This is a genomic window from Arthrobacter sp. GAS37 (assembly GCF_044908325.1).
GTDB lineage: Bacteria > Actinomycetota > Actinomycetes > Actinomycetales > Micrococcaceae > Arthrobacter > Arthrobacter ramosus.
Genome location: NZ_JBIYDB010000007.1, coordinates 34,779 through 59,204, shown reverse-complemented (window position 1 = coordinate 59,204; position 24,426 = coordinate 34,779). Strand labels below are relative to the sequence as shown.

Sequence of the window (24,426 nt, the reverse complement as noted above, 5' to 3'; positions counted from 1 at the left end):
GCCTCCGGTTTCCGCCAGACGGTAGGTATTGAACATTGTGGATGGTCCGCTTCATCGGAGCCCCCTCCCGAATGGGAGGGCGCCGGCCACGAAGGCCGCCCATTGCTGTCCGGCCAGCAACCGCAATTCAACGAAGGCCCCTGCAGCCGCCGATTCAAGCTCCTGCCTGTGTCTGGCCAGATCCTCGAGCGTCGCTGCCGTGATCGTGACGTACGCGGCGGGCCGCACGTCACCGTGGCCGGCGACGATCTCTTCCTCCCGCTGGGCGACCTCTTCTTCTTCTGCCTTTTGCTCACGGGTGAGGGGCCGGTCAAACCTTGTATTGATTCGACGCCGGGTTTCGTGGGCTTCCTGGGCAGAGCGGATATCCCGGAGTGCCTCAGTTGTGGGCACTGCCCGGATCACTTCAGTCACCGTGTGGCGGAAATCGCCCACGTAAATCAGCGGATGAAGGAATCCCGGAAAGACCTTCTGCCGCGGCCACTCGGCGATCCAGAACGTTTGATGAAAACCCGAGTCCGTGCGCACATAGGTCCAGTGCTCCTCGACGGCCATAGGACCTGGAGAAGGTTTGAACTCCGAACCACTTTCGGGGTCAGGGTGCGCGGCAACTTCCGCCGGAGGCCGAACGGGAGCGGCGATTGCGGCCGGGTCGAAGGCGCCGCGTAGGACGTCAAGGATTCCGTCCTCGGGGAGCCACTCCTCGACCTTGACGTTGTGTGTTCCCAGTGCCGTGGTTATCGCCTCCACTTCCAGCCGGAGCACTCGTTCGACGCCGACCAGTCCCCCGCCCGACTCTTTGATCCGGCGCCGGGACTTGGCCGTGTCGACGACAAGAGTCAGAAGCAGGTCGTGGCTCATGGCCGACCCAGCGGCGGAAATCAGATCCTCATACGAACGCTCGCCCCAGCTCAGTTCTCCGGTGTCTCCGATCCGATGTGGTGCGGTGTGTTCGTAGAAGTCACGCAGCGCCTGCGAAGGATAAGGAACCGTATAGTCCTGGACGGCAATTCTTGCCACAATGCTGCGCTGTGCCATGCCAGCCTGCACTCGTGACCAGGCCTGCACAGCCCAGGCCTTGTCGTCGGTATCCAGGAGTGCAAAAGAACGGGTGCTGCAGCGCAGCACCGCGATGACCTCCTTCCCTCGGGCGTCCACGATGAAGGATTCGCCCCGCGAGGTCCTGCGCAGCTCAAGGTTTCCCAATCCGCCCGGGAGCGCCAGACGGCCCGCCAGCACGGCCCGTTCAGGCCTGACGAGAAACCGTGTCTGGCGGATGACCGATCGATAGAAAAACAGGACACAGTGACTGACCCATACCGGATAGGGAATCCGTGAATACTGCAGCAACCCGAGAAGCATCAGCACGAGCCACATCGGCCCCGAACCGAACAGCCCGGCCGGTCCATTCACTGCGGAGGCCACACATGCCACAAAGACACCAGACGCCAGGAGGAGCAACTGATACCACTTCAATCCCATGAACAAGCCGCGACGTTCGTAGCGGGGAAACTTCACAGCTTCGAGACTTCGTGAAGTCTCAGACATGGGAATCACCGTCTTTCGGTGGCTGGATAATCGTTTGCGAGCGGACCGATGGTGGCACCGGCGGTGCTATCGATGGAGAGGCCTCAGGAACGGGTGAAGGACGCGACGCCGAAGGCCTCGGTCGATCGTCAATGATGCCGTGAGTTGATCCGCGGGCCTGCGCCCCAGACGTCGCCGGCGGCGCACCGGTGCCACGCGCCTGAGGCGAGGCTGGACTGGGAGCCGACGTGCCGACGTCGAGCATCAAAGGGGTGTCATTTCGGGCAGCCGCTCGCGACGTCGTCGTCCTGTTCGGTGCTCCGGGTAGTGGCACTCTGGGTGGCAATGCAGTTGTCGGAAACTGCGGACGACTCGACGGGATCGGGCGAGTTATCGACGAACGGGCAGCCATGCCTGCGAGCGTGAATCGGCCACCCGTTTGCCGACTGATCTGCCTTGCAGTGAAGCTGGAGCTGCGCGAAAGGATGTGACCGCCGCCAGCAGTTTGGGCAGCCGCCGCCAGTTCCCCGCCGGCGAAACTGACAAGCCGTAGGGCCATCAGAGGAGCGCCACACGCCAGCGTCATTCCGACGACGCCGGCAGCCAGTCCAGCGAACGACTTCGACTCGGCGAAAAGCTTGAGGGCAACCGCCAGAACGGTCGCGGCCAGAGGCTTGGCCAGGAGCAGCGCGACCACGATCTCACACCACCGTCGTGCCCAGGATCTCGTTTTCTCCCACGGCATGAGCATGAGGGCGACCGGAGCGACGGCGGCAAGGACGATGAGCGCAAATGACCGGAAGATCATTGAGCACATGAGAATGAACGCCAAAATCCAGACAACAATGACGGCCATCGTCGTGACGATCACTGCCCCAGCCGCCCCGCTGCTCGACCCAGGGGCGAGCGAAACAACGTTCCAGTCCCGGCCGGATCCCGCAGGTGCCCGCTCGAAGCCAAAGAGTCGCATGAACACCACGTACGGATCCGTCCCCATGGAGTCGAGGAGCGATTGCGATGCGGAGTCGCCGACGTGAGTGAGCTGGCGAGCGAGGAAAACTCCTCCGGCCACCATGGGAATGGCGGCAGCACCACCTACCAGCGCCCTCACCAAGCGGCGGGGCTGTTGGCTGATCAGGCCCGATAGAAGCTGAAGGATCATAGCCACGACGAGCGGCGTCATCATGACCACCACCCACCAATTCGTCAGCCCCTGCACGGCGATCCACTGCGAGTCATCAACGTTCGAGACGCTGAAGGCTCCCGTGATGAACGACCAGATCCAGGACGCGATGTTCTGAAGAATATTCGCAAAGAGGGCCGTGGCGGCTCCGAGGAACCCATCGTTCGCCTGGGAGACGAGCCCGCACCCGGGCGGCCCCCACCCATTCAGATCACACTGAACCGGCATGACGGATCGGTCCTAGAATCCGAGCGGGAATGCCGATTGGGACCAGAGAATGTAGCCGTTGATCCCGCCCAGGATCGCAGCCACCGGGCCAGTCCAGAGCAAGATCATGCCACCGCCGGACGCCAGCCGCGACGACTGACTCAACTTGCCGGCCAGAAGCATCGCCGCTCCGACGATCGCCACGATAGCGATCACAATGAAGGCACCGACGAGGATACCTCCACCTATCTCCTTCAACGAGGCAAGAAAGGGAAAGTTAGGATTCGGGGTAATCCCAGGATCCACCGCAGTCAGCAACATCGAGTGCTCCGTCCGTCGTCTTCCAGAGGAATGAGCTGTGTGGGCTCACGACTTCATGGAGGCGGAGGGCTGGAGCGACATGACGTCACCTGGCTTTAGCGCTCCTAAAGATGAAAGAGGCATCTGTGGGCTTACCAGCAGCGGCAGCGCGCCGATATCCCGGGAGCCGTTTGCGTTATTGATCAGGTCGGTGGGCGTTGCGGTCGAGGTCCCATGATTGCAGCGGGGGTTCGAGAATTACTCCCGGAGTGACTAGGAATTCCCCCGAGCAGTCTTGTCCGGGGGAATTTTTCGTTTCGTACCGACCTCGAAGGTCCCGATCCTCGCCGACTAGCCCGTCTCGGGCAGGTTACGTTATGCGGCTCGTGCTATCGCATGATCATCCGGTTCAGCAAACAGATTTATGCAATTCTCCGGGGCCCCTGTGCAGCTGCGTTGTCAACGTGGACAGCCGAGAGTGAGTGGATCGCTGTGATTTCCAGGCTTCCTCGTCGCCGAGATCCGGCAAGAGCCCCGGGAGGCGCCCTGCAAGCATGGTCTTGCCGGCACCCGGGGGTCCATGTGAAGAGTAGGTTTTACACTCATAAACCAGGACAAAAGATCCCTGCAAAATCAGCACAAACAAGGCCATCCCAGTGTGATCATCACATGCACACTACTGTTGAGATCCGTTCCGGCGGTGGAAAACTGAGGCCATGTCGGACGTTCTCAGCACGTCCCCTCTCGCGCACGGAACCAAACGGCGGGTGTGGACGATTCTGTCGCCATTGACATACGACCAAGATGTATGCGGGAAGTCCGGTCGCGTTCGAGCGCGGTGCAGCTTTCGTTGAGGGCATTGACTGGGCGCTGGCGGTCGGAACCGGACGCCCGTCACCGAACACCAAGTTTCACGAGTTTTTGCATCTGTCGACCAGTTGTGAGGCCAAGACCGATCCTTCCTTGTGCCCCGGCCACATCTTTATGTGCCTGGCCAGAGCAGCTGACTCCCCGAGCCGAAGATGCGGGGCTCCCGAGGTCTGTTCGGCTATTGTTGCCGCGTGAGCGATGAAGTAACAGGAACATTCTGGCTGGCGAACGGTCCGCGGATCGAAGGGACCTTGAAGCTAGAGTCCGGCACTTATTCTCTAGAACTCAACGGATTCTGCTTCACCCCTCAAAGTTGGGACATTCAACCAGGCTTTATTGGCCTCAGCGGCGACCCTGCGGCAATCACCGCTGATTTCGCGCCCCGCACAATCTATGGCGAGTTAGATGGCGCAGGCCCCGTAACCCTCCTGCGCGCGCACATGGACACAGACCTCCTCGCTCACATGTTTGGCCCTCTGGTTCAGAGGTTTACTGGACCCTCTTACGTCCTCAACGCTCACATCAAGGGGGAAGACCATGAGGTACATGGCATTAGATGGACCTACAACTTTTCGACCAGACATGCTGGCTGGCTTCAGGACTCTCCTGTTGGCCTAACCGATGGTCCTGTGCGCGGACAGTTGAAGCCTTGGGTGTCCGAGAAGGAGCCCGGCTTTGAACTCCAGCTTTCGGGGCCAGCTGAGCTGCGTGTCGTTCGACAAGGAGTCATGGGAGCCTCCACACAATTTCTAGTGTTGTGGACAGGGTGCGAGATGGCTCCGCGCCACGTGGAGATCAAGTTGGGCGACGGAAATTGGCACGAGTGCTCTGCCCCTCCGCCGGGTGAGGGTAAATTTTCGAGAACAAGGCTTCTGCCTTTAGGGGAGGTTACCCTGCAAGCGTTGTCACGCTGGCTCCCCATGGCATTCCGGCTCGATCCGCTGCCCTACATAGCCTCTGATAAAGCCGGGGTACTCCAGATCGATGCACAGGCAGTGGCCACTGCCCTCGAAGGTCTGCACCGTCGTCTACGCGGTGATCCCCGGGTTTTCGCCCCAGTTAGTGCTGGGGCAGTCAAGAGAGCAACCCGTGCAGCGCGGGAAACCGGCGTCCAGAAGCTGGTGGAAAGCGGCTTCGATGATGAGGACCTTGCCACCAGGCTTTTCAGCGAGGCTCTCAACAACATCGACCAGCCAAGCTATCAGCAACGCTTGTTGGAAATGGCATCTCCGGTCGTAGAGGTTGCACCCGGCCTTTGTGGGCCTGACTTGTCGGCTTGGGTCAAGTCCATGAGAAGTATCCGAAATGATCAGAGCCATCAGTTGCTCGACCACTTCTATGATGAAGAAATAACCCAGTATCACATCGCGAGTATCTCCGGGCGCTGGGTACTTGTGCTTCGGATCCTGCTGGAGTTTGCCGATCCCACCCGACTTGGCCTTGCCCTCGGCGAATCGCAGATCTTCGCCTTCGCCCTTGCGAATATGGATGTGGAGGATTACTGGCCGGGCTTTTCGTGCCTACAAACTTTTCGTGCGAGCCAAGAAACATCGGGATAGGAGTGGAGTCTGTCAAAGCCGAGATCCTCGACCATGGGAAGGGCTACGGACCATGACTGCAACGGAACTTGACCCGATCGCGGTCATCGCCCTCAACATCGCGCGGGCAGACATGCACTACATAGCTACCTCGTTGACCGGCCTTCCGTTTTCCGCGGCTGCCGCAGAGATGGCCCTTCTCCAGTATGGAACCATGGCTGCCTATGAGGCCCAGCTCCATTTCCGGAAAACCCTGGGCTGGCACCTGGAGGCAAACTGGGACGCTGGTACTGCGAAGGCTGCCCGAATGAGCGGCAAGTTCTTTGCTGACAACAAGAGAAACCTCCACGGTGTCGTCACCCATTTCGACGAGCTTCTCCAGGCCAACCACGGCGCGTTCTTCCCGAGGAACCGGCTAGGCCGCTTCTTCGATTTTCTTCGCGACGACCTTTCGGTTGTCATCCTTGACGGTAGTCCGTACACGAACCTTGTCAGTGCACACTATCTAACGGGGCTGGGAGCGGAGCAGGTAGGTGACCTCGCAACCGTCGGTCCTGCCATCGGGCGCTTGAGCACCGGGGTCGGCAACGTCGCTGGTGCCCTTCTGAACAACTCCGGCATTGACTTGCACCCGCACGGACCCGTCCTATCCTTTGAGTGGTTCGACGGGAAGAGCTCAGTCGCCTTGCCGCGCCTATTTGGGGGCGAGCTCCAACCCTCTCTTGCAGCAGCACTCCTAACTATCCATAGCACCTCTTCATCCGCGGTGCTGAGCGTGTCCCGATCACTTTGCGAATGGTGCGAAGCCGCCACTCGCAAGCATCGGTTCATTGCCCTATTCCAGTCACTCACAGCCCTTGACATCATGCGAAGTGGTGATCTTCACGCCTTTCTGCCCGCCAGCATGAAAGCATTTCTGGACGACCCCGAGTCGGTGTGGGTTCTGGGACAGGCTAAGCTCCGGAACGGGCTGGTTCATCTCGGGCTTCAGGACATCGCGGGGAGCCTCGGTTTAGGGAGCACAATCGACGATGCCGTGTACGCCTACACAAGGCAGGGCGCCGACACAGTTGCCGCCCGTGTCGTAAACCACCTGACCCGATTCGTCGACCTTCTAACGGAGTGGATGCTTTCGCCCACCTCCGATGGAGACATGTTTCTTGGGGCACTACGCCCTGCTCCTCTGGAATGATCAGCGCTCCAGCCGGGAACGCCTCGCCGAGGGCGAGACGGCAGGACTGGTCACACAGCCGGGGTTATCAGTCGCAGCGTCTTAACTGAGCAGCAGAAGTGAATTCTTGCAATGAGCAGGACCCGTCGCTCCCAGGTTGCTAGTGTTCCGAGCATGACTACGGATTCCTTGGACGACATTCCTATCAATATGGGCCCACTTGTGATCGGACCCAATCTCACTTACGGTCACCTGCTCAAGATCGATGAACACGCCAAAGGTCTCGGATACACCATGACGGAATCCGACAAGGAATACTCCTTGTCCGAGGTGAAGGAAAGGCTTCGTTCTGAGGGGGCAAATGCCTTTCTTGGAATCGTCTCGCTGCAGGAGGACATCTCCCCTAAATCGTCGCTACCAACTGCGCGAGATTTCGTAGAAGAACGCCTCGCCAAGCTTGCCCCAGCGCGTGAACTCATCATTACAGATCCATACCTTTTTGCCGGGAATCCAGCGTACGCACAGTGGCTCGCGCAACTCATGGCCTCTGTGCTTGTAGAAGACGGTACCGTTACCTGCGTGGTGAACGGAAGCATGGATCATGAGGTCAAAGATCTGACCGAGCAAGAACTGGCCCGACTTATGCCTGACGTATCGCTGAACGTTATTAGGAGCAATAACTTCCACGATCGATTCTGGATTGCCGACCGGGATCGAGGCGTGATCGTGGGTGCTTCCTTGAACGGTATCGGAAGAAGAATCTTTTTTATGGATAGGCTCCCGTCCGCAGATGTACAGGAAGTCGTTCGAGAGATCGAATTGATTGACCGTTGATGAAAACGGACAGTTCCTGAATCAGCACCCACCACCGGTCAGTGCCGGGCCGGTTGATTCCGACTGTCGGGAACACGGGTGGCAGGGACGCTGGAGGCGAGCCAGGGCCTCCGCGACGGTGTCCACTCCAAGCCGCCACGCCAGACGATCGGGTCTCCGGGCTTCTGCGCCTTCCTCATGGATTGATGCTGACAAGTTCTGTGTGAAATACCCAGTCCTCCTTACGGGTGTGCCCTCTCCGATTCAGCGCAAGTTCGGAGCGTGCCGGGCGATCACCAGTCTCGTCAGTTGCTCGCCTCGAATCGTGACTGCGTCGAACATCGCATCTGACATGGCCGCAAAGTCTGTCGGGCAGCGACGGGCGACGTCTCGCGGCACCAGGTCGGCGAGCGGGCGCACTAAATGGTCGCGCATCCCGAGGTACACGTGGACAAAACCGTCGAGTCCATTTCCGGCGGCGACGTTCAGGAGAGACCGTCCGGAGTCTTGGACACGCCCGTGCGAGATCGTCAGTGTCTGCTTCAATCGGTTCATCAGGTACTGCGCGGGCTTGGCCGTCTCTCGTCCGCGACCGGAGTCAACTGCGATCACATAGTCGAGGTCGTATACATGGGCTGTGTGTTTCGACGACCGCCCAGGAAGCAGTGGTGTGATTCCGAGGTTGTCGTAGACGCCCCCGTCGGTCATCGAAAGGCGCTGAACCGTCCTGATGCCGGTGTCGAATGCCTCGAACGTGTAGTTGCGTACTAGTGCCGGAAGGAGTGCAGGGAAGGCGGCTGATGCTGCGACCGCGTCGGCGACCGGAACGGCGTCGGTGATCCGACCGTACGGTGAGCTGGAAGAAACACGGCTGCCGAACCGGACCGCGTTCGCCGTGGCCAGGTCTGTGGCGGAAATGATCGCGTCGAGGTTCGGGTGGGTGACTTCATTCATCAGTCGCTGACCAAAGTCTCGATGCATGACCGCTTGGACGAGGGATTCCGTCCGGCTGAAGCTTCTCCCGGTGGCGATGCTCCTCCAGCTTGCTGCGCTCCGGATTGTACGGGCTGCGTGACTGAGCGAGACCGTCCGTTTCAGCAGTTCCCGCTGAAGTCCTTGGCGGAGGATCTTCGTCACGGTGTGGTCGAAATCGGCGAATTGCTCCGGTCCGTATGCCCACATGGCGGTGAGCAGACTGCCCCCGCTGATCCCAGAGACGACTCGGACGTGGCGGAGCAGGTCGCGGTCGTGCAGGGCACGCATCGCGCCGAGGCCGAACGCAGTGGCTCGGAAACCTCCACCGGAGAGGGCAAGGCCAATTCGCGGTTGCCGGGTCATCACTGCGTCTTGTTCCTCCTTTGCGAGTCAGGCACATAGCCGAACCCGCCTGGGTAAAACTCGATCCCAACGGGCACCCCGAGAGCGTTGCTCCCGGTCGTCCCAGGCATGCCCTGGTCCACGATTTCGGCGTACAGGGCCGGTTGTGCGTCCGAATCGACGAACGCTGTCCACTCGCCGTTTTCTCCGCCAAGGATGAGCATGATTGCCCTTGCGCCGCCGGTGAAGGTGAGGATCTCTGCCATGCCGTTCTCGTCGGTCTTGCTCGGGCGCGCTTTCCCGTGTGGATGGGTGTGCCATATGCCGATGAATCCGGTTGCGCCGCCGGACAGATTTCTGAAGTAGTCGACAGTTTCCTGGGTATCAGCGGTCCCGTGCTCGAAGTAGAGGGAGGAAAGGCGGCTGTCTGGCGGTGGGCCTACTGCGGCGTCGATGGATACGATGCGGGTGGCCTCGTCGATTTGGCCGAGAAGCATTCCGCCTGTCTCGACGTTCCTGTTACGCAGTCGGGCACCTCGCCGGGCTTCGGAACGCATCTCCGCCACGGCTGCTGCAGAGACTCGAATCTGGTATGTGCCGGACTGGTCCTTTATGGCCCAGTCTGGCTCCCATCGCAGGACGCTCACTGCCGGCGATATAGTCGACGGCAGCCTGACGGCTGCGGCGGCCAGTTGCGCCGGCGTCGCGGCAAGCGCGGCAAGCGCCGCGTCAAGCATCATGGTCGCCAGCGCGGTCACCTCGTGAAACGAGCCGACAAATGTTGGCGAGGAACAACCCGGCTCCGGGAAGAACAGGTCGGTGCGCGGCTCCGCCGGGAAGAGATCATCGAGGACGTCACGCCACTCCCGGAGCCCTTCGCTTTGAGCTCGAACGGCGGCCCGGCGGAGGACGTCAGCCCCTCCGGCGGTTGCTCCTCTCGGAGACACAGCGACGACTCCGCGTTTTGCCTGGTGTCCAATCAGTACCGTCAGGAGGTCCGGCCACTCCCCCATGGCATCGCCCCCGCGAGCTCGCTCGATCGCAGAGCGGACACCGGCATCGGCGGTCGCGTCGATGATGAGGTCGTAACGGAGGACAGAGGAGGAGTCAGCTATTTCGTCGATCGCGTTAGCGATGGCGAACTCGACACTTAGGCCGCGGCGGATTCGGCTGAGGCGCGCCGAGAGTGCCTCAGCCTTCGGCACCCCTATGTCGGCGTCCGAGTAGGGCTGCCGGACGAGAAGGCCCGGGGTGACCAGTCCATTGTCGACGACTTTCAGTGAGGCTGCCCCAGCCCGGACAACGGATTCGGCGATCGGAGCGCCGAGAGCACCGCAGCCGAGGATGAGCACACGCTTGCCTGCGAGGAACCGAGCGGGCGTGTTCTCGTCACGACGGTGTGTCACTTCGGCGCGGTCCTCTAGAACGCGCATCCATGCTGTCTTCGCGAACGTAAGCCACTGCCGCGCCAGATCCATGACCTCGTCAGTGACATCGGTGAGCACACCATTGACGGTCTCAGCGAGAAGTCGTGCGAGTTGAGAACCGGTTTCATCGAGCTTCCATCCGGAGATGTGAGCAAGGAGCTTGGTACCTTCCAAACGCCTGCTCGGCGCAGCCAGCAGGACGATACTCGCGAAGCGGGGGTCGTCCTCGTCCGCTGCCGCGAGGTACCGAAGATAGCCGTTGATCTGGCCGGCTCGGGCAATCCAGCGCAACAGCTCCTCCTCGGACGCCCCCTGCTCAACCAAACCCGTGATCAGTGCGGAGGCAGCAGAAGGGTATTCGAACCCGATCTGCCCATTGAACATCAGCACCGGTGCCACGAAGTAAGGCCGGCCGCCCGAGTCGACGTTGATGTAAGCGTCCCCTAAGACCCGGTCGATAACGGCACTGTGGTCCTGCCATTCGACGACGTCGACGCGGTCACCTTCGCGCACGCACCAGGCAAACGCGAACTCGGAGCTGTCCCTACCCCCATTTCGCCACGGCACTCGATCACCGAGGTCGGGGTGCACGACAAGGGTGCCCGCCTTCTTTGACTGGTAGACGGCCGGTGGGTGAAGCGGCTGGCCATCCGGGTCGAGGGTGCCTTCAGCAGCGCGCTGCAGCCACTGCATGAGCCGAGTGATGAACCCGCGCATACCGTCGGAGGGATCCCATTCGACAGACGGCGCCGCATAGATGCATAGATGGTAGCCCCACTGCACGTGGGCTGTGCCCGCCCATCGGCGATGCCGTACGTTGACCCACGGAACAATGAAGGGGTATGTGTCTCTCACCGAGATCACGAACTGTTCGCGGTCGCGGACCGCTATCCCATTGGGCTGGCTTCGTATCCCGCTGGTATCCAAGGACACACGGAAGTTCGTCCACCCCTCGCGTTCAGTGATGGTCAGCAGCTCGATAGCGCCGCCACTGCTTGCTTGGAGGGCGCGAAGCTGTTCCTCGGCTTGCCTGTTCACCCGCCGAAGCCGACCGCGGTCCGCGGAGCACTTTCACCGCCACGGTCAGCGGCGATACCCTGCTGCACGCGTTCCGGACCGGTGCGCTGGTCTGAAGGGGCTGCCGTCCCGCGGGCCGCTGCAGCGGACCTGGCGACGAGTGTGGCAGCAGCAGCAATTCGACCGAGACGGCGCGTAGCCGACTTGGTCAGGCCAGCCGCGAGCACAGCGTTGGCGGACACTTCCACGAGTTCGTCCCTCACGATCGCCGCACCGTCAGCGGTGACGCCGAAGACGACCGGGGATGGTTCGTTCACGTCCAGCCACGACATGGTGTTGATCAGCTCGTCGACGAGCTCCTTGTAGCGGTTGGCCGCCTTCCGGTGTGGCGGATTGTTGCCCGGCTCATCCGTTTCCGGAAGCACCGCACTGCTGCTGATCACGACAGCGTTCGGCCGCTGGTGCTTCTGGAAGAAGTCCATGACATCGCCCTGATACACGTCGTCGCCTTCAATGGAACGCAGGTACATGACGTACTTGGAACAGTGGTGCGGGGCAAGCAGCACATCCCACTCCAAGTACTGAGGGCGTTCGTGCTGCTCGCTGAAAGAGAAGATCTTGACGATGGTGTCGTGTGCAAGGTCACCGAAGAGAAGCAGCTTTCCGGCATGTCCGGACTCGTCGGTCAAAGTGACCTGCATTGCCAGCGACGTCTCGTTGCGCGCCGCAGCCGCGTCGGCCGCAAACGGAGCGTGGATGAACGCTTCAAACCGACCGGTGCAGTCGTGCCCGTCGAGCACACAGATCGAATGCCCGGGGCCGGACAGGTACGCCGAGGGGAGATCATTGTACGCGTGCTCGGACTCGCCGTCATAGCCGATAACCACGATGCGGTTGCCGCTTCCGGGATCCCCGCCGGCCTTCCTCGTCGCCTCGACGCGGCGTTCCGCCTCTTCCTGGAAGGCGCGCGCGTCGTCGCACAGCCCGTCACCGTCAGGGTTGTCGGTGTACTCGCGCCAGAGCCGTGGAGTCGCCCACAGCTCACCGATGGTGACTTTGGTGAGGAGGTCCGCGAACCCAAGACAATGATCCTTGTCTGCATGGGTAAGGGCAAAAACCGAAAGATAGGGATTACCATCGACCATCGGCAGTGACGCCGCGAGTTCGTCGACGACAGGCACCTCTGGCGTGTCATCCTGGTCAGCCTTCGCCATGTCATGCAGATCGATCTGCATGACGACGTCTTCGTCGATCACCAGCGTGGTGCTGTCACCAGTACCAACCGGCCAAAACACCGCTCCGCGCTCGGGCAGCTCCGTGGTTATGAGGTCTCCTATTCGATACTTCGATTCGAAGCGTGGACAAGAGAGATACTATCCGCAGCCACCGACAATCCATCCACGAACCGGCGGACGGTACAGGCCCATTCACACCGGCTTGAGCAGATCGCGTGTCCGGCGCGATAGACGCCGCATGCAGTTTGACGGCACGTCAGCCAGGGCCCTCACGCATACATGGTTAAGGGCTGGGACCCGGAGGAATGTGAATCATAGACGTGATGTGCACGTTTATGAGGCCAAAAGATCCCTACAAAATCAGCACAAACAGGCCATCCAAGTGCGATCACCACATGTTCACTAACTCTCGAGTCCCGACCCCGCAATGGAAAAGAGAGGGGAGACGCCTGGATTCGTCACGCTATCTCTGCAGTTGGTGTGGAGCGGGGAAAAACCGCCAAGACCAGATCGTCCGGGGCGGGTTTGTCTTCGAATTCCGCCTCGGAGAACAACCCAAAGCGGCGGCGGACTGTTAGCAGCTCGCCCTTGAGGTATTTTGATCGAGCCCTGGGGGAAATCAAGCATCATCTCGCTAAGCACATAGTTGTGGGTCTCAGTTACCGCAGCCGCAAATCGGATCACGTCAACGGTCGAGACACCAGGTACCGCATGACACAGGTAGTCGGAAAACAGCCGCAGTCCGGCACTTGCTGCGATCAATACAGTTCACCACTCTCGCCCACCGGTGTGGCTCCTAACTGGTTTCCGTCCGCAACTCTTCTGTGCTTTTGCTGATGTCCAGAGCACGCAATTGCGCTTTAATTGTCTTGCCGGTTGAGGTATGAGGGAGTTCGTCGGTGAAAAGGATCTTGTCAGGGACCTTGAATCCGGCGATCCGGGCTTTCGCATGGGTGCGCACGGCTTCGGCGGTCAGGGTGCTGGTACTGCTGCGGACCACGAAGGCAACGGGCCGTTCCCCCCACTTATCGTGTGGAACGCCTATCACTGCCACGTCGGTCACGTCTGGATGGCTGATGATGGCCTGTTCAACCTCGATGGTCGAGATATTTTCACCGCCGGAAATGATGATGTCTTTGGCGCGGTCCTTGAGCTGTATGTAGCCGTCAGGGTGCATGACTCCGAGGTCGCCGGTGTGAAACCAGCCTCCACGGAAAGCTTCGGCTGTTGCCTCCGGGTCTTTGAAGTAGCCGATCATAACGTTGTTGCCGCGAAGCACGATTTCCCCGAGGGTGGCTCCATCGGCCGGTACATCGTTCATGGCCGAATCGACGATGCGCGCCGTTTCTGCCTGCAGCATTCCGACGCCCTGTCTGGAGATCTTCACTGCCTTCTCCTCTGCGGTCAGCCCGTCCCATTGGTCTTGGTATTCACATATCGTGTACGGGCCGTACACCTCGGTAAGTCCATAGACGTGGGTGACGCCGATTCCGAGGGAGTCCAGTGCTGTGATTATCGACGGTGAGGGCGGAGAGCCCGCGGTCGTGATTCGTAAGGGGGCCGAGACGGTGTGCGCCTGGGGCGCGTCGGCAATAACGCTGCAGATCGTTGGGGCACCGCACATATGGGTGATGCCTTGAGTATCAATGGCGCTCCAGACGCTCTCGGGGCGCACCGCGCGCAGGCAGACATGGACGCCGGCGACGGCTGTGACGGCCCAGGTGGTGCACCAGCCGTTGCAGTGGAACATCGGGAGTGTCCAGAGGTAGCGGGTGTCAGCGTTGAACTGGTTGTGGATGGTTTCCCCGATGGAGTTCAGATATGCGCCTCGATGCGAGTACAGGACACCTTTCGGCTTGCCCGTGGTGCCAGAGGTGTAGTTGAGCGCGATAGGCGTTCGCTCATCCTGAATGTCCCACGGGAGGTCTGCCTCGCTGGTTACTCGGTCACCCAGGAAGTGCTCGTACTGCACGGTGGCCGGGGTCCGGCTGGTGTCGAAACCGGCGATGGTGCTGGTGCTGTCGGGCACCTCCACGATGTCCAGAAGATGGGTCGGTTCCAGGTCGAGGCCTGCTGCAGTACAAAGTAGTTCGGTGTCAACAAAGAGGAGCTTGGATTCGGAATGCTCGAGGATGTATTGAAGTTCACGTGCCGTCAGGCGTGAGTTCAGAGCCACGAGGACGCCGCCGGCCAGGGGGATAGCAAAGTGCGCGATCAGCAGTTCGGGGACGTTGGGGCATAGGAACGCGACCCGGTCGCCGGGTCTGATCCGGCCTTTGATGACCTTGGCTAGCTTCTGTGCTTCGGCGGCGAACTGACCATAGGTGTACGTTCGCGTTCCATGAACAATCGCCGTTTTATCGCCGAACACCTCGGCTGAGCGCTGGAGGAACCGCAGGGGGGTCAGGGGAATGTCATTGGCAAAATCTGTCGTCATGGTCAGTCCTTAAGCGAAGGCGCTTTGTCCGGTGACATCGCGCCCGATGAGTAGAGCCTGGATACTTTGGGTGCCTTCATCGGTATGGATGGACTCGATGTCCAGTAGGTGCCGGATCACGTGGTTTGCCAGCAGAATGCCGTTGCCGCCTAGCATGTCGCGGGCGATTGAGGCGAGCTCTCGTGCCTTGCGGGTGTTGTGGTATTTGGCCATTGCTGCCTGAGTTGGAGTCATCCTTCCTGCGGTATCAAGGGCGGCAAGGTGAACGCAGTGCAACTGCATGCTGGTGAGTTCGGAGAGCATGTAGGCGAGCCGGTCCTGGATCAGTTGAAATTTGGCCAAGGGTTTGCCGAACTGAGTTCGATGCGCCACGTAATTCAGTGCTGCTTCGTATACTGCGGTGGCATGTCCAAGCGCGGACCAGGCCACTCCGAGGCGGGTGGCGACCAGGACTTTCGTCACGTCCTTGAATGTCCGAGTTCCGGGGAGCACGTTTGTGATTGGCACCCTGACATTGTTCAGGCGTATCAAGGCTTGGTTCATGGCGCGCAACGACGCCTTTCCCGTGATCGGTGCGGCCTCATACCCTGGCCGGCCCTGTTCTACAAGGAACCCGCGGACGTTCCCGGCCTCGTCCCGGGCCCAGACAACGGTGATGTCTCCCCCGCACCCGTTGCCGATCCACTTCTTCTCTCCGTTGAGAACATATTCGCTTCCGTCCAGTCTGGCGGTCGTTTCCAAAGCAACGGAGTCGGATCCATGTTCCGGTTCGGTCAGGGCAAACGCACCTAGCTTTTCGCCGCGGACCATAGGACCCAACCATGCACGATGCTGCTCTTCAGATCCGAAGAAGGCGATGGATCGCAATGCCAATCCACCTTGCACGGCGATGATCGTGCCCAGGGAGCCGTCACCTCGCGAGACTTCCATATTGACCAGACCGGCCGCCAGGGCTGACAGCTGCTGGTGCCCCTCGACGCTGACTCCGTCGGACAGCAGGTTCATCTCCCCCATGCCTTTCACAAGATGGGCCGGGAACTCGGCCCGTTCCCAGCAGTCGTTCATTTCAGGGAGGGAATCCTCAACAAAAGTCCGTGCGCGGCACCATGCAGCGCGATCCGTTTCGGGGATATCCGCGAAAACGGAGTAGTAGTCGGTGTTCAGCGCTTCGGTGACGTCATATTCAAGCATCGATATGCATCCTTTAGACATGTAGTACGGAGTTACGTTGACACGGCCTGTGTGGAACCGACGCTGGACGCCGCCTCTTCTGCGAAACCAGGGCTCTCATGAAGATTCTTTCCCCACACCTTCCGCGACGCCCCGCTTAGATCGAGCAGGGGCGTGAGGCCGCCGTGGCGTTTCGGGAAATTGGCCCCCAGGATCATGCAAAGGTCAATTTCCTTCGGACTTGCCACTACTTTTTCGGCCAGGATCAATCCCACTTCTTCGGCCAATGCTTCGAGGACCAGGGCCCCGATGCCTGCAGCATCGGCGGTCATTGAGGCGCTGTCGACATTTGAGGGTTGCAGCAACGCTTTTGCCTCCGGCAGCAGTACTCCTGACGCATCCAGGAAGCCGGAAAGGCCTGCCTCAGCTGCAGCAACCAGGCCTGGACTGACTCCAAAACGCCCAGGGTAGGCGGCGTGCATGCTCTCGCAGATGTGCCGTTGGACAGCTGGACCGATAAACCCCAATAGCGTCAGAGGGGTCATCGGCAGGTCGAGCGGATCCAACGCGTGGTCGACCGTCTTGATATCAAACCCCGCGTCGATGAGCCGCAGCAGCTCACTGAAGAGCCTGGTTAGTATGCGGTTGACGACGAAGCCAGGAGTGTCCTCGACCAAAACCGGGGTCTTGCCAAGTAGCCGGGCTAGATCGCCCACCCTGGCCAGGGTGGGAGCATCGTTTTCTGCGGTCCTAATAACTTCGACCAGCGGCAGCACAGCTACGGGATTGAAAAAATGCATCCCGACCAATCTTTCCCTGTGAGCTAACTGTTCGCCCATCGAAGCGAGAGACAGGGACGACGTGTTCGTTAACAGCAAGGCTTCAGTGCTGACAAATTTCTCGATCTCGGACAGTACCGTCCGCTTGACGCCCAGATCCTCGATGACCGCTTCAATCACCACGTCGCAGGACCCGAAGTCCTTTCGGTCCAGCGTCCCTCGAAAAAGTGCACGAAGCTCCGCGGCAGTTGCTTCGTTAAGATGGCCCCGGCCCTGCAGTTTGTCCAGATGGGTGGCTATCCACGCAAGGCAGTGGTCAATTCTTGCCTGGGAAACGTCAGTAATGAGGACCGGGACACGAAGTCGACGAGCAAAGAGTATAGCGAGCTGGCCGGCCATTAGCCCCGCACCGATCACGCCCACGCAACGAATGGTCTGGGGCTCGAAAGAGGTGTTCGCGAAGATCCCGGATTCCTCCCTCAGCAGCTGCTCGGCATAGGCAGCAGGCATTACGTGGCGGGCATTGAGCACGTCCCTTCGCTGGGCTGCCGATAGCTGAGTTTCAACGACATTGTCAAAATCCATATAAGGACCTTTCTACGCATAAGGTACTGCCACTCGGGATTTGGTTGCCCACTCGACGAAAGAGTTCTGGGCGACGAGCGGCCACGCCTTCACCCCTACCGGGCTTCATACATCGGCCCTCCTATGCGGACGTTTCCGGTGTCATGTCAACCCGGGGCTGGTCTTCATTTGTGGGCGCAGTCCCCCGGATCCCTTTCGGGTAGATCCATACCTCTATCGGATCCGTTGAAAGCACCATTTTTCGTTCGTGGAGGTAGTGGCCGATGGTCCAGATCACGTCACCCGATTCGGTGAGGTCATCAACTGTCTCCATGAATTGAAGGCCCGATGGATGGCGAATTAGTACCCTGTCACCAGGTTCCAACTCCCCACGGTGCTGCACGAGCATAATGACTGGATCGCTCATTGTTCTGTCCTGATGTTCCTGTCTGCAGCCCCGTGAACCCCTTGATGCGACGTTTCAATTTTGGTGCTGTGAATGAACGCCCCTGGTACTGCGGGGATTTGGGGCCGTCTGCATGAAGCGTGGCCGGCGCGGGTTCCAGATCCGGACCGGGTTAGTCCGATACGCTGTTGAGGGATGCCTCGACGACGCGCATGGCCGATAACGCCGCCGGTGCCCCGCAGTATGCGCCGGCGTGGATGATGAGCTCGACGACCTCTTCTTGTGAGAGTCCGTTCGTCAGCGCTGCCCTGACGTGGCCCCCCAGTTCCTCGTGTGCGCGCAAGCTCACGAGGATGCTCAGTGTCGCGATGCTTCGGCTTCGCCGGTCAAGCCCATCCCGGGTCCACACTGCTCCCCAAATGTGCTCAGTAACGTGTTCCTGCAATGGCCACGATGGTGTGTCAACTGCTTTGCCGAGGGCCTTGTCCACGAAGGAAACCCCCATGACTTGCCGGCGTACGCGGAGACCTTGCTCCATCCCGGCCGAGGTGTCACTGTTCCGGGATCTTGCATTACGAATCTCTTCTTGGTCAACCATTTGTATCTCTTTCCGGAAGCGCACTGGCTCATCACTCCGCTGTCTGCGCAGGGGCCCAGGGCACCGGCGGAGTAAATGGCCGGCGTCTTGCTTTTGGAATCTCGTGGACGGGGGCAGCTTCTCCAATGAAGTTGGTGAGTGTTCCCAGTCGTTCCACGGTCAGGCTGATGACGTCGTCCCGGTGCAGGGGTGCCGGGGTCGTGGTTCCTGCCCATCCCCACATCTCGGCCAGGCAACCGCCGCCGCATGTACCCGAGCCGAGAATGTCGCCGCGGCGGACCCAGGTACCCCGGCTGGCGTAGGAGATGAGCTCGGGAAAGCTCCACGCCATGTTCGCGAGGGAATCCGTGGCAAGCTCTTTCCCGTTGATGGAGACGCTCATGTGCAGTTTCAGGAAACCGCCGTCAGTGACGTCGTCGAATTCGTCCTTCGTGACAAACAGTGGTCCCAGCGATGTGGCGGTGTCCTTGCCTTTGGCCGGACCCAGTCCAACTGTCATTTCCTGGCGCTGAAGATCACGGGCAGACCAGTCATTCAAGATCATGTATCCGGCAATGTGTTCTTCTGCTTCCGCCGGGGAGAGGTTGTAACCGTCCTTGCCTATGACAGCTGCCACTTCCAGTTCGAAGTCGAATTGTTGTGATCCCGGCGCAACGGGCACAGTCGCGTTATGTCCCATCGCGGCGTGTGGGTTGGTGAAGTAGAAGGCGGGTGCGTCGTACCATGCTTCCGGCACACCCTTGTCTCCTGCAACGGACCGCAGCGCCCCGACGGTGTGCTGCTCGAAGGTGATGAAGTCACGGATGGTGATGACATCAATCGGTGGCAGAAGCTCAGCAGCACGTAAGTCCACATGATCCCCGTCGGCCACGGCCGAGGGTTGTGAAATGACATCGAACGCGTCCAGACCCGACGGATAGAGCCGGCCCGAATCCAGGTCATCGTTGGCTTCTCCAAGGCGTGGGACGCCGTTTGCGAGAACACGGAAGAACTTCATGAGTGGCCTCCGTCAATGTTTGTCTCGCCGGGTTTTTCGTCGAGGATGGCAACGGCACGGGTCCAGCCGGCTGACGCACCGTGAATCTTCACCGGGAAGCAGGAAATCTGGAACCCGGTGGCCGGGAGTTCTTCGAGATTGTGCAGTTTCTCGATGTGGCAGTAGCCGATCTCCATGCCGGCTTTGTGTCCTTCCCAGATCAGCGAAGTGTCCCCGGTTTCGGCGTATTTTTTTGCTGTGTGGATGAACGGTGCGTCCCAACTCCATGCGTCTGTTCCGGTCACACGGACCCCGCGGCTGGTGAGGAAGAGTGTGGCTTCGCGGCCCATCCCGCAGCCTTTGGAGAGGTAGTCGTCCATGCCGTAGCGGGTGCCGGCAGACGTGTTGACGATGACGATGTCGCCCGGGGCCAGGTCGTGACCGATCCGGCGGAGTTCGGATTCGACGTCGGCTGCTGTTGCAACGTAACCGTCATCGAATCCACGGAAATCCAGCTTCACCCCACGACCGAAGCACCATTCAAGAGGGACCTCGTCGATGGTGATGGCTCGTGCTCCACAGTCCATGGTGGACGCATAGTGGTACGGCGCGTCGAGGTGAGTTCCAGAGTGTGTCGTGGCAGTGATCTTCTCGATTGCCCACCCTTCCTGGCCGGGCAGGTCGGCTGCTGTCATCCCGGGAAAGTAGGAAACCAGGTCCTTGGCTGTTTCTTGGTGGTTGAAATAGGTGATTTGGGGGGTGAGCCCGGGCGGATCCGATGCAATATTCGCGCGGAGGCTGACGGAGAGGTCCACGAGCTTAAGCATGGTGGTCAGGTTCTTTCTGGCGATCGGCGAAAGTCGAAGTCTTGTCCGTGGGCGTAGCTGGTATGACCGGCAGCAGCAGTGAAGTTCCTGAGCCCGGTCCGGTGTGCAGGGTGGTTACGCCGTCGAAGATTCCGGTTGGGCGATCGTCCGGGTCATCGTGCACGAAGACGCCGTTGCCGCGCTGTTCGATGCCGTAGGCAACCGGCCACGGACCGTCTCCCGGCATTTGGAAATCACGGCCCGACAGAGTGACGCCCAGCCGGTAGCCGGGCGGGATCACCAAGGAAGTGGGCCAAATCTCGACGTCAACGTCGACCGGCCGCCCAGGGTTGAGCGGAAGCGTGCGGGTATGGCGATGCCACGGCTGGTGGGGCAGGGTGCGTTCCTGGTCGAGTTCGCGGTGGGAGGCACGAAGCCATCCCACGGCCAGCACGCCGTGTTCGTCGATCGCGGACACCAGCGAGACCTCGTGTCCGTCGGGGTCCTGGACACGCAAGGTGACGAAGATGTCAGCGTCAGTGGTGGAGGACGCCAGACGCACCCGCGCCGATGCCGGCCCGGTAATCTCGAGTTGCTCCGTCAGCGGTTCCGTCCAGAAATCGGCTCCCGGACCAAGCGCTGGGAAGACCACGGTGTGCTCGGCGGACGGCTCGGTTGTGCTCAATGATCCGGACTGGGCGTCCAGGTGGAAGCGGGTCCAGTTCGTGCGGGCCAGCGGCCACTCGGCCTCGTCGCGGCCTTCGAAGGACCCGTCGACGTGCCGCACGTTCAGCCGAACCGGAGGTTGCTGGTCCCAGCCGGTGTCTTCGTCTTTGAGGAAGTAGCCGAAGAACCGCTTTTGGAGAGCTACGCCGTAGTCGGTGTAGAACTCTGCGAAGTGCTCGTTGCCGTGCACTTCCAGCCATTTTTGCGGCGAGGCGACCCGGCTGTAGCCCTCGAAATTGCCGCGGGTGTGCAGGTGGTGTGCCCAGTTCGCCGCCGACAACACCGGCACCTGGACGCGGGTCAGGTCCGGCGTCCGTGCCTGGCTGAACCCGTCGATCAGCTTCCGTCGTTTCGCTTCCCCGATCGTCTCGACCCGGTTGGCGGCGAGTTCGTCCTCGGTAAGGGTGGGCGGTCCGGCGACGAGTTCGCCGGTGTTCGGGTTGTGCCGCCCACGCTCGCCCACCCCGTGCTGGACGGTGAAGATCTGCTGGTCCTGCCAGGCCTGCCCGAACCGGGACAAAATGCCACCGTGGTGGTTGAAGTCCCGGTAGAAGTCTGTAAACCCCTCCCACGGACAGATTGCCGTGAGGTGGGGGGGCTGCAGTGCGGCGACCAGCCACTGGTTGGCCGCGTAGTAGGAGATCCCGAGCAGGCCCACACGACCGTTCGACCATGTTTGGGTGCCGGCCCACTCGATGGCCTCGTAGTAATCGCGGGCCTCTTGCTGGCTGAGCATGTCCAGCTGTCCGGCGGAACGACCGGCACCGCGGGAGTCAACACGAATACAGATGTAGCCGTCTGGAACCCACTTTTCCGGGTCAACCGTTTCCCACACCTGATAGGCGTTGCTGGTGCCGGCCACGGCGTCGGGATAGGCCGATGCGAGACGTTGCCACATCCCGGTGAAACCCTCCTGGAAGGCCAGGCCCTTGCCGTACGGGCCCAAGGTCATCAGTACGGGATACGCGCCCTCGTCGTCTGGACGGAAAACATCGGCCCGCAACACCGCGCCGTCGGGCATGGGTACCGGTAAGTCCCAATCAATCCTCATGCCGCCTACCGCCTCGCTGCGGGGCGTGATCTGGGCATCATTGCCCTCCACGGCCAAGCCTCGTGAACTCACCACTACCTCCTCTAGATGCAAGTTACTTGCGTTAGAAGTATGCGCTTCGATATTTTTAAAAGCAAGAGTCTTGCGTTAGAGTGTGGTTATGACTGATGTAGGGAACCGGCGACGGCCGGGTGGTAGATCGGCCCGGGTGCGGCGCGACGTACTCGACGCCACCCTCGAGCTATTCCACGCAGTCGGTATGGACGGGTTGGTCATCGCCGACATCTCGGCCCGGGCCGGGGTGCACGAAACGACGATCTACCGCCGCTGGGGAACCCGCGAGAACCTGCTGATCGAGGCACTTCTCGACGAAGCCGAAGAACTGCTTCCTGTGCCGGACACCGGCTCGCTCCGCGAGGACCTGGTCGCCTACCTCACTTCCTTGGCGGCATACCTCAGCACCCCGCGCGGCATCGACTTCGACCGGGCACTGGCCGCAGCCGGGGACGACCCAGACACACGTCAAGCCCGGGACCAGTACTGGAACACCCGATACGGGCGCTCCAGCCAAATCATCACCCGGGCAATCGACCGCGGCGAGTTGCCCGATGCCACCAGCCCGCGCGAAACAATCGATATGCTCGTCGCACCCCTGCATTTCAGAGTCATCCTCACCCGGGAACCCCTCGACCCCGGCCTACCCGAGCGACTCGTCGACACACTTCTCCACGGACTGATCGTGCCCTGACCTGGGAGCACATGAAGACTCAAGTTTGGTGGGAAACAAACTATGAGCCAGGGATGGGTACTGAGAACAGCTTTGACGTGCGGAAAAGCGCGAATTTGCCTTCTTTGAACCCATATAAAGTTTCAAACAGTCCGTCAGAGACGGGCGTGAGGCGCGTTAGCGACGCCGCCTTCACCGTCGCCCCGCACTCACCACGTGCTTATTACCGACAGTGAGCTTGGGGAACATGTAAATGCCTGGCTCGGTCAAGTCCTTGCACGCAGGAGGATCGCCGCATGGTTACCTGCAACTCGGCCGCTACTCCCGCTCCACCACATTAGTAGTTAAGGACATAGACCCGGGGGGCCGCACAGCAGCACATGGTGTGGCCCCGGCGGCGCACCATCAAAGGCACGGAGGGCATCGCATTGTCCAGAGCCATCGCAATGGTCTGGAAACCCTGGCCTCTCCCCTATTGAACTCCGCCTGACGTCAGTCCAACAGATCAAAATAAGCCGTACCCGAATTCCAAGTTATCGGGTGGATCAACGTCCCAACAGCCGGATTCAGCGCGCTGTACATCATGCCATCACCGGCATAGATGCCGACGTGCCCCCAATTGTTCGGGCCCTGCGGGTTCTGCACCACCAAGTCCCCTGGCTGTGGATTGTCAGTTCGGTGCCCCGCGGTCCACTGATCTACACGTGGCAGGTTGAACCCCACCTGCTTGAAGATCCATTGGACGTAGCCTGAGCAGTCCCACGCTTTGAACGCCGTTCCACCCCACACGTACGCCCCACCCAGCCCTTCTTGAGCAAAGTGCAGAATGTCCTTCCGGATCTGGCTCAGATTCGTCGGCATGACCGGCGACGCCGAACCGTTCGGAACGCTGTCGCAAGAAGCTGGTGCATTGCCACCTGTGAGGGCGTCAACGACTTCCGTTGCCTCAGGTTCCCACCGCGCGTACAGCTCGGGAAAGGCCGACACTTGCACAGCTTGGGCGGCCTCGCCCTTATCCATGGACTGCCAGGCGGGGACATCAAGCAGCCCGCGCGGGCTCCCGTGGTTGGGTCCGCCCGGTCCGCCGTAGAAGGCCCGTGCGTTGTAGTTAGGGTCCATTAGTTGCTCGATGGTCCCCCAGCCAGCCGCTGGACGTTGCTGCGCGGTCCCAAGGGAGTCGTGGTCGCTGCCGATTCCGTCGTGCCGGATCAAAAGCGAAGCGGGGACGTTTGTGTTCGCCAGGACTCTCAGCCCGGATTCCTGGAGGGCCATCATGATCGCGATGATTTGGCCGTCCCTCGGGACGCCCATTTGCTTTCCGACTGCAATGTATATCCGGGCGACTGACGCTTGTGCAGGAGCTAGAGTGGCCGGCGCCTGCCTATGCGGCTGAATCTCCAGACCACCGGTTCCATCCGATGGCGGCTGGCCATTGGCGATCGCGCCGAGCGAGCAAGTACCAGCAGTGCTCGAGGAGTTGGCGGCAAACACTGCAACGCCAGCGCAAAACGCAAAGGCACAGAGCAGGATCAGTGCCATAACCGCAGCCGTCGATGACCGCAGAAAGGCGCGGCGCTTCGC

The 24,426-nt window shown here is 60.6% G+C and carries 19 protein-coding genes and 1 pseudogene; 4 read left to right on the top strand and 16 right to left on the bottom strand.

Translation table 11 applies throughout. From position 1 onward, the window contains the following. Nucleotides 1-51 precede the first annotated feature (51 nt). The 4 genes and pseudogenes from ABH924_RS08405 to ABH924_RS08390 form a co-directional block, all read right to left on the bottom strand. Nucleotides 52-1,548 (bottom strand): SCO6880 family protein, encoded by a 1,497-nt coding sequence (locus tag ABH924_RS08405; RefSeq protein ID WP_404498018.1) that lies wholly within the window; start codon nucleotides 1,546-1,548, stop codon nucleotides 52-54. Further along, nucleotides 1,541-2,938 (bottom strand): type IV secretion system protein, encoded by a 1,398-nt coding sequence (locus tag ABH924_RS08400; protein ID WP_404498017.1) that lies wholly within the window; start codon nucleotides 2,936-2,938, stop codon nucleotides 1,541-1,543. Before ABH924_RS08400 ends, ABH924_RS08405 begins: the two co-directional genes overlap by 8 nt. Before the next feature lie 12 nt (nucleotides 2,939-2,950). Beyond that, the gene (locus ABH924_RS08395; protein ID WP_404498016.1) at nucleotides 2,951-3,238 is read right to left on the bottom strand and encodes a hypothetical protein; all 288 of its coding nucleotides are present in this window, start codon (nucleotides 3,236-3,238) and stop codon (nucleotides 2,951-2,953) included. 452 nt (nucleotides 3,239-3,690) lie between these two features. Then, a pseudogene (locus ABH924_RS08390) lies at nucleotides 3,691-3,797 on the bottom strand (ATP-binding protein); the annotation flags it as partial. Between the two features lie 481 nt (nucleotides 3,798-4,278). Here ABH924_RS08390 and ABH924_RS08385 point away from each other — a divergent pair. From ABH924_RS08385 to ABH924_RS08375, 3 genes are all read left to right on the top strand, one after another. Further along, complete coding sequence (locus ABH924_RS08385) at nucleotides 4,279-5,646, top strand: HEPN domain-containing protein (protein ID WP_404498015.1); 1,368 nt, start codon at nucleotides 4,279-4,281, stop codon at nucleotides 5,644-5,646. 52 nt (nucleotides 5,647-5,698) lie between these two features. Next, nucleotides 5,699-6,817 (top strand): hypothetical protein, encoded by a 1,119-nt coding sequence (locus tag ABH924_RS08380; protein WP_404498014.1) that lies wholly within the window; start codon nucleotides 5,699-5,701, stop codon nucleotides 6,815-6,817. Between the two features lie 153 nt (nucleotides 6,818-6,970). Next, nucleotides 6,971-7,630: a hypothetical protein gene (locus ABH924_RS08375; RefSeq protein WP_404498013.1), complete on the top strand. Its 660-nt coding sequence runs from the start codon at nucleotides 6,971-6,973 to the stop codon at nucleotides 7,628-7,630. A 243-nt stretch (nucleotides 7,631-7,873) separates the two neighbouring features. Here ABH924_RS08375 and ABH924_RS08370 read toward each other — a convergent pair whose 3' ends face one another. The 11 genes from ABH924_RS08370 to ABH924_RS08320 form a co-directional block, all read right to left on the bottom strand. Beyond that, nucleotides 7,874-8,947 (bottom strand): patatin-like phospholipase family protein, encoded by a 1,074-nt coding sequence (locus ABH924_RS08370; RefSeq protein WP_404498012.1) that lies wholly within the window; start codon nucleotides 8,945-8,947, stop codon nucleotides 7,874-7,876. Then, nucleotides 8,947-11,391 carry a ThiF family adenylyltransferase gene (locus tag ABH924_RS08365; protein ID WP_404498011.1) on the bottom strand — a complete coding sequence of 815 codons (2,445 nt, stop codon included), beginning with the start codon at nucleotides 11,389-11,391 and terminating at the stop codon, nucleotides 8,947-8,949. The genes ABH924_RS08370 and ABH924_RS08365 overlap by 1 nt, the downstream gene beginning before the upstream one ends. Beyond that, nucleotides 11,388-12,665: a hypothetical protein gene (locus ABH924_RS08360; RefSeq protein WP_404498010.1), complete on the bottom strand. Its 1,278-nt coding sequence runs from the start codon at nucleotides 12,663-12,665 to the stop codon at nucleotides 11,388-11,390. The genes ABH924_RS08365 and ABH924_RS08360 overlap by 4 nt, the downstream gene beginning before the upstream one ends. A gap of 736 nt (nucleotides 12,666-13,401) precedes the next feature. Beyond that, nucleotides 13,402-15,042 carry an AMP-binding protein gene (locus tag ABH924_RS08355; protein ID WP_404498009.1) on the bottom strand — a complete coding sequence of 547 codons (1,641 nt, stop codon included), beginning with the start codon at nucleotides 15,040-15,042 and terminating at the stop codon, nucleotides 13,402-13,404. Nucleotides 15,043-15,051: 9 nt separating this feature from the next. Further along, nucleotides 15,052-16,233 (bottom strand): acyl-CoA dehydrogenase family protein, encoded by a 1,182-nt coding sequence (locus tag ABH924_RS08350; protein ID WP_404498008.1) that lies wholly within the window; start codon nucleotides 16,231-16,233, stop codon nucleotides 15,052-15,054. Between the two features lie 32 nt (nucleotides 16,234-16,265). Continuing rightward, entirely contained in the window at nucleotides 16,266-17,576 is a 1,311-nt protein-coding gene (locus ABH924_RS08345) for a 3-hydroxyacyl-CoA dehydrogenase family protein (protein ID WP_404498007.1), read from the bottom strand. A gap of 121 nt (nucleotides 17,577-17,697) precedes the next feature. Then, complete coding sequence (locus tag ABH924_RS08340; protein WP_404498006.1) at nucleotides 17,698-17,889, bottom strand: hypothetical protein; 192 nt, start codon at nucleotides 17,887-17,889, stop codon at nucleotides 17,698-17,700. A gap of 244 nt (nucleotides 17,890-18,133) precedes the next feature. After that, nucleotides 18,134-18,559, bottom strand: coding sequence for a carboxymuconolactone decarboxylase family protein (locus ABH924_RS08335; RefSeq protein ID WP_404498005.1), 426 nt, complete (start codon nucleotides 18,557-18,559; stop codon nucleotides 18,134-18,136). Between the two features lie 31 nt (nucleotides 18,560-18,590). Then, nucleotides 18,591-19,556, bottom strand: a complete 966-nt coding sequence (locus tag ABH924_RS08330; RefSeq protein WP_404498004.1) for a fumarylacetoacetate hydrolase family protein — start codon at nucleotides 19,554-19,556, stop codon at nucleotides 18,591-18,593. Further along, the gene (locus ABH924_RS08325; protein ID WP_404498003.1) at nucleotides 19,553-20,362 is read right to left on the bottom strand and encodes a cyclase family protein; all 810 of its coding nucleotides are present in this window, start codon (nucleotides 20,360-20,362) and stop codon (nucleotides 19,553-19,555) included. The genes ABH924_RS08330 and ABH924_RS08325 overlap by 4 nt, the downstream gene beginning before the upstream one ends. Further along, the gene (locus ABH924_RS08320; RefSeq protein WP_404498002.1) at nucleotides 20,355-22,190 is read right to left on the bottom strand and encodes a CocE/NonD family hydrolase; all 1,836 of its coding nucleotides are present in this window, start codon (nucleotides 22,188-22,190) and stop codon (nucleotides 20,355-20,357) included. Before ABH924_RS08320 ends, ABH924_RS08325 begins: the two co-directional genes overlap by 8 nt. Before the next feature lie 88 nt (nucleotides 22,191-22,278). Between ABH924_RS08320 and ABH924_RS08315 the strand changes: the two genes are divergently transcribed. Next, entirely contained in the window at nucleotides 22,279-22,866 is a 588-nt protein-coding gene (locus ABH924_RS08315) for a TetR/AcrR family transcriptional regulator (protein WP_404498001.1), read from the top strand. A 471-nt stretch (nucleotides 22,867-23,337) separates the two neighbouring features. Here ABH924_RS08315 and ABH924_RS08310 read toward each other — a convergent pair whose 3' ends face one another. Next, nucleotides 23,338-24,156 carry a C40 family peptidase gene (locus ABH924_RS08310; RefSeq protein ID WP_404498000.1) on the bottom strand — a complete coding sequence of 273 codons (819 nt, stop codon included), beginning with the start codon at nucleotides 24,154-24,156 and terminating at the stop codon, nucleotides 23,338-23,340. Between the last annotated feature and the right edge of the window lie 270 nt (nucleotides 24,157-24,426).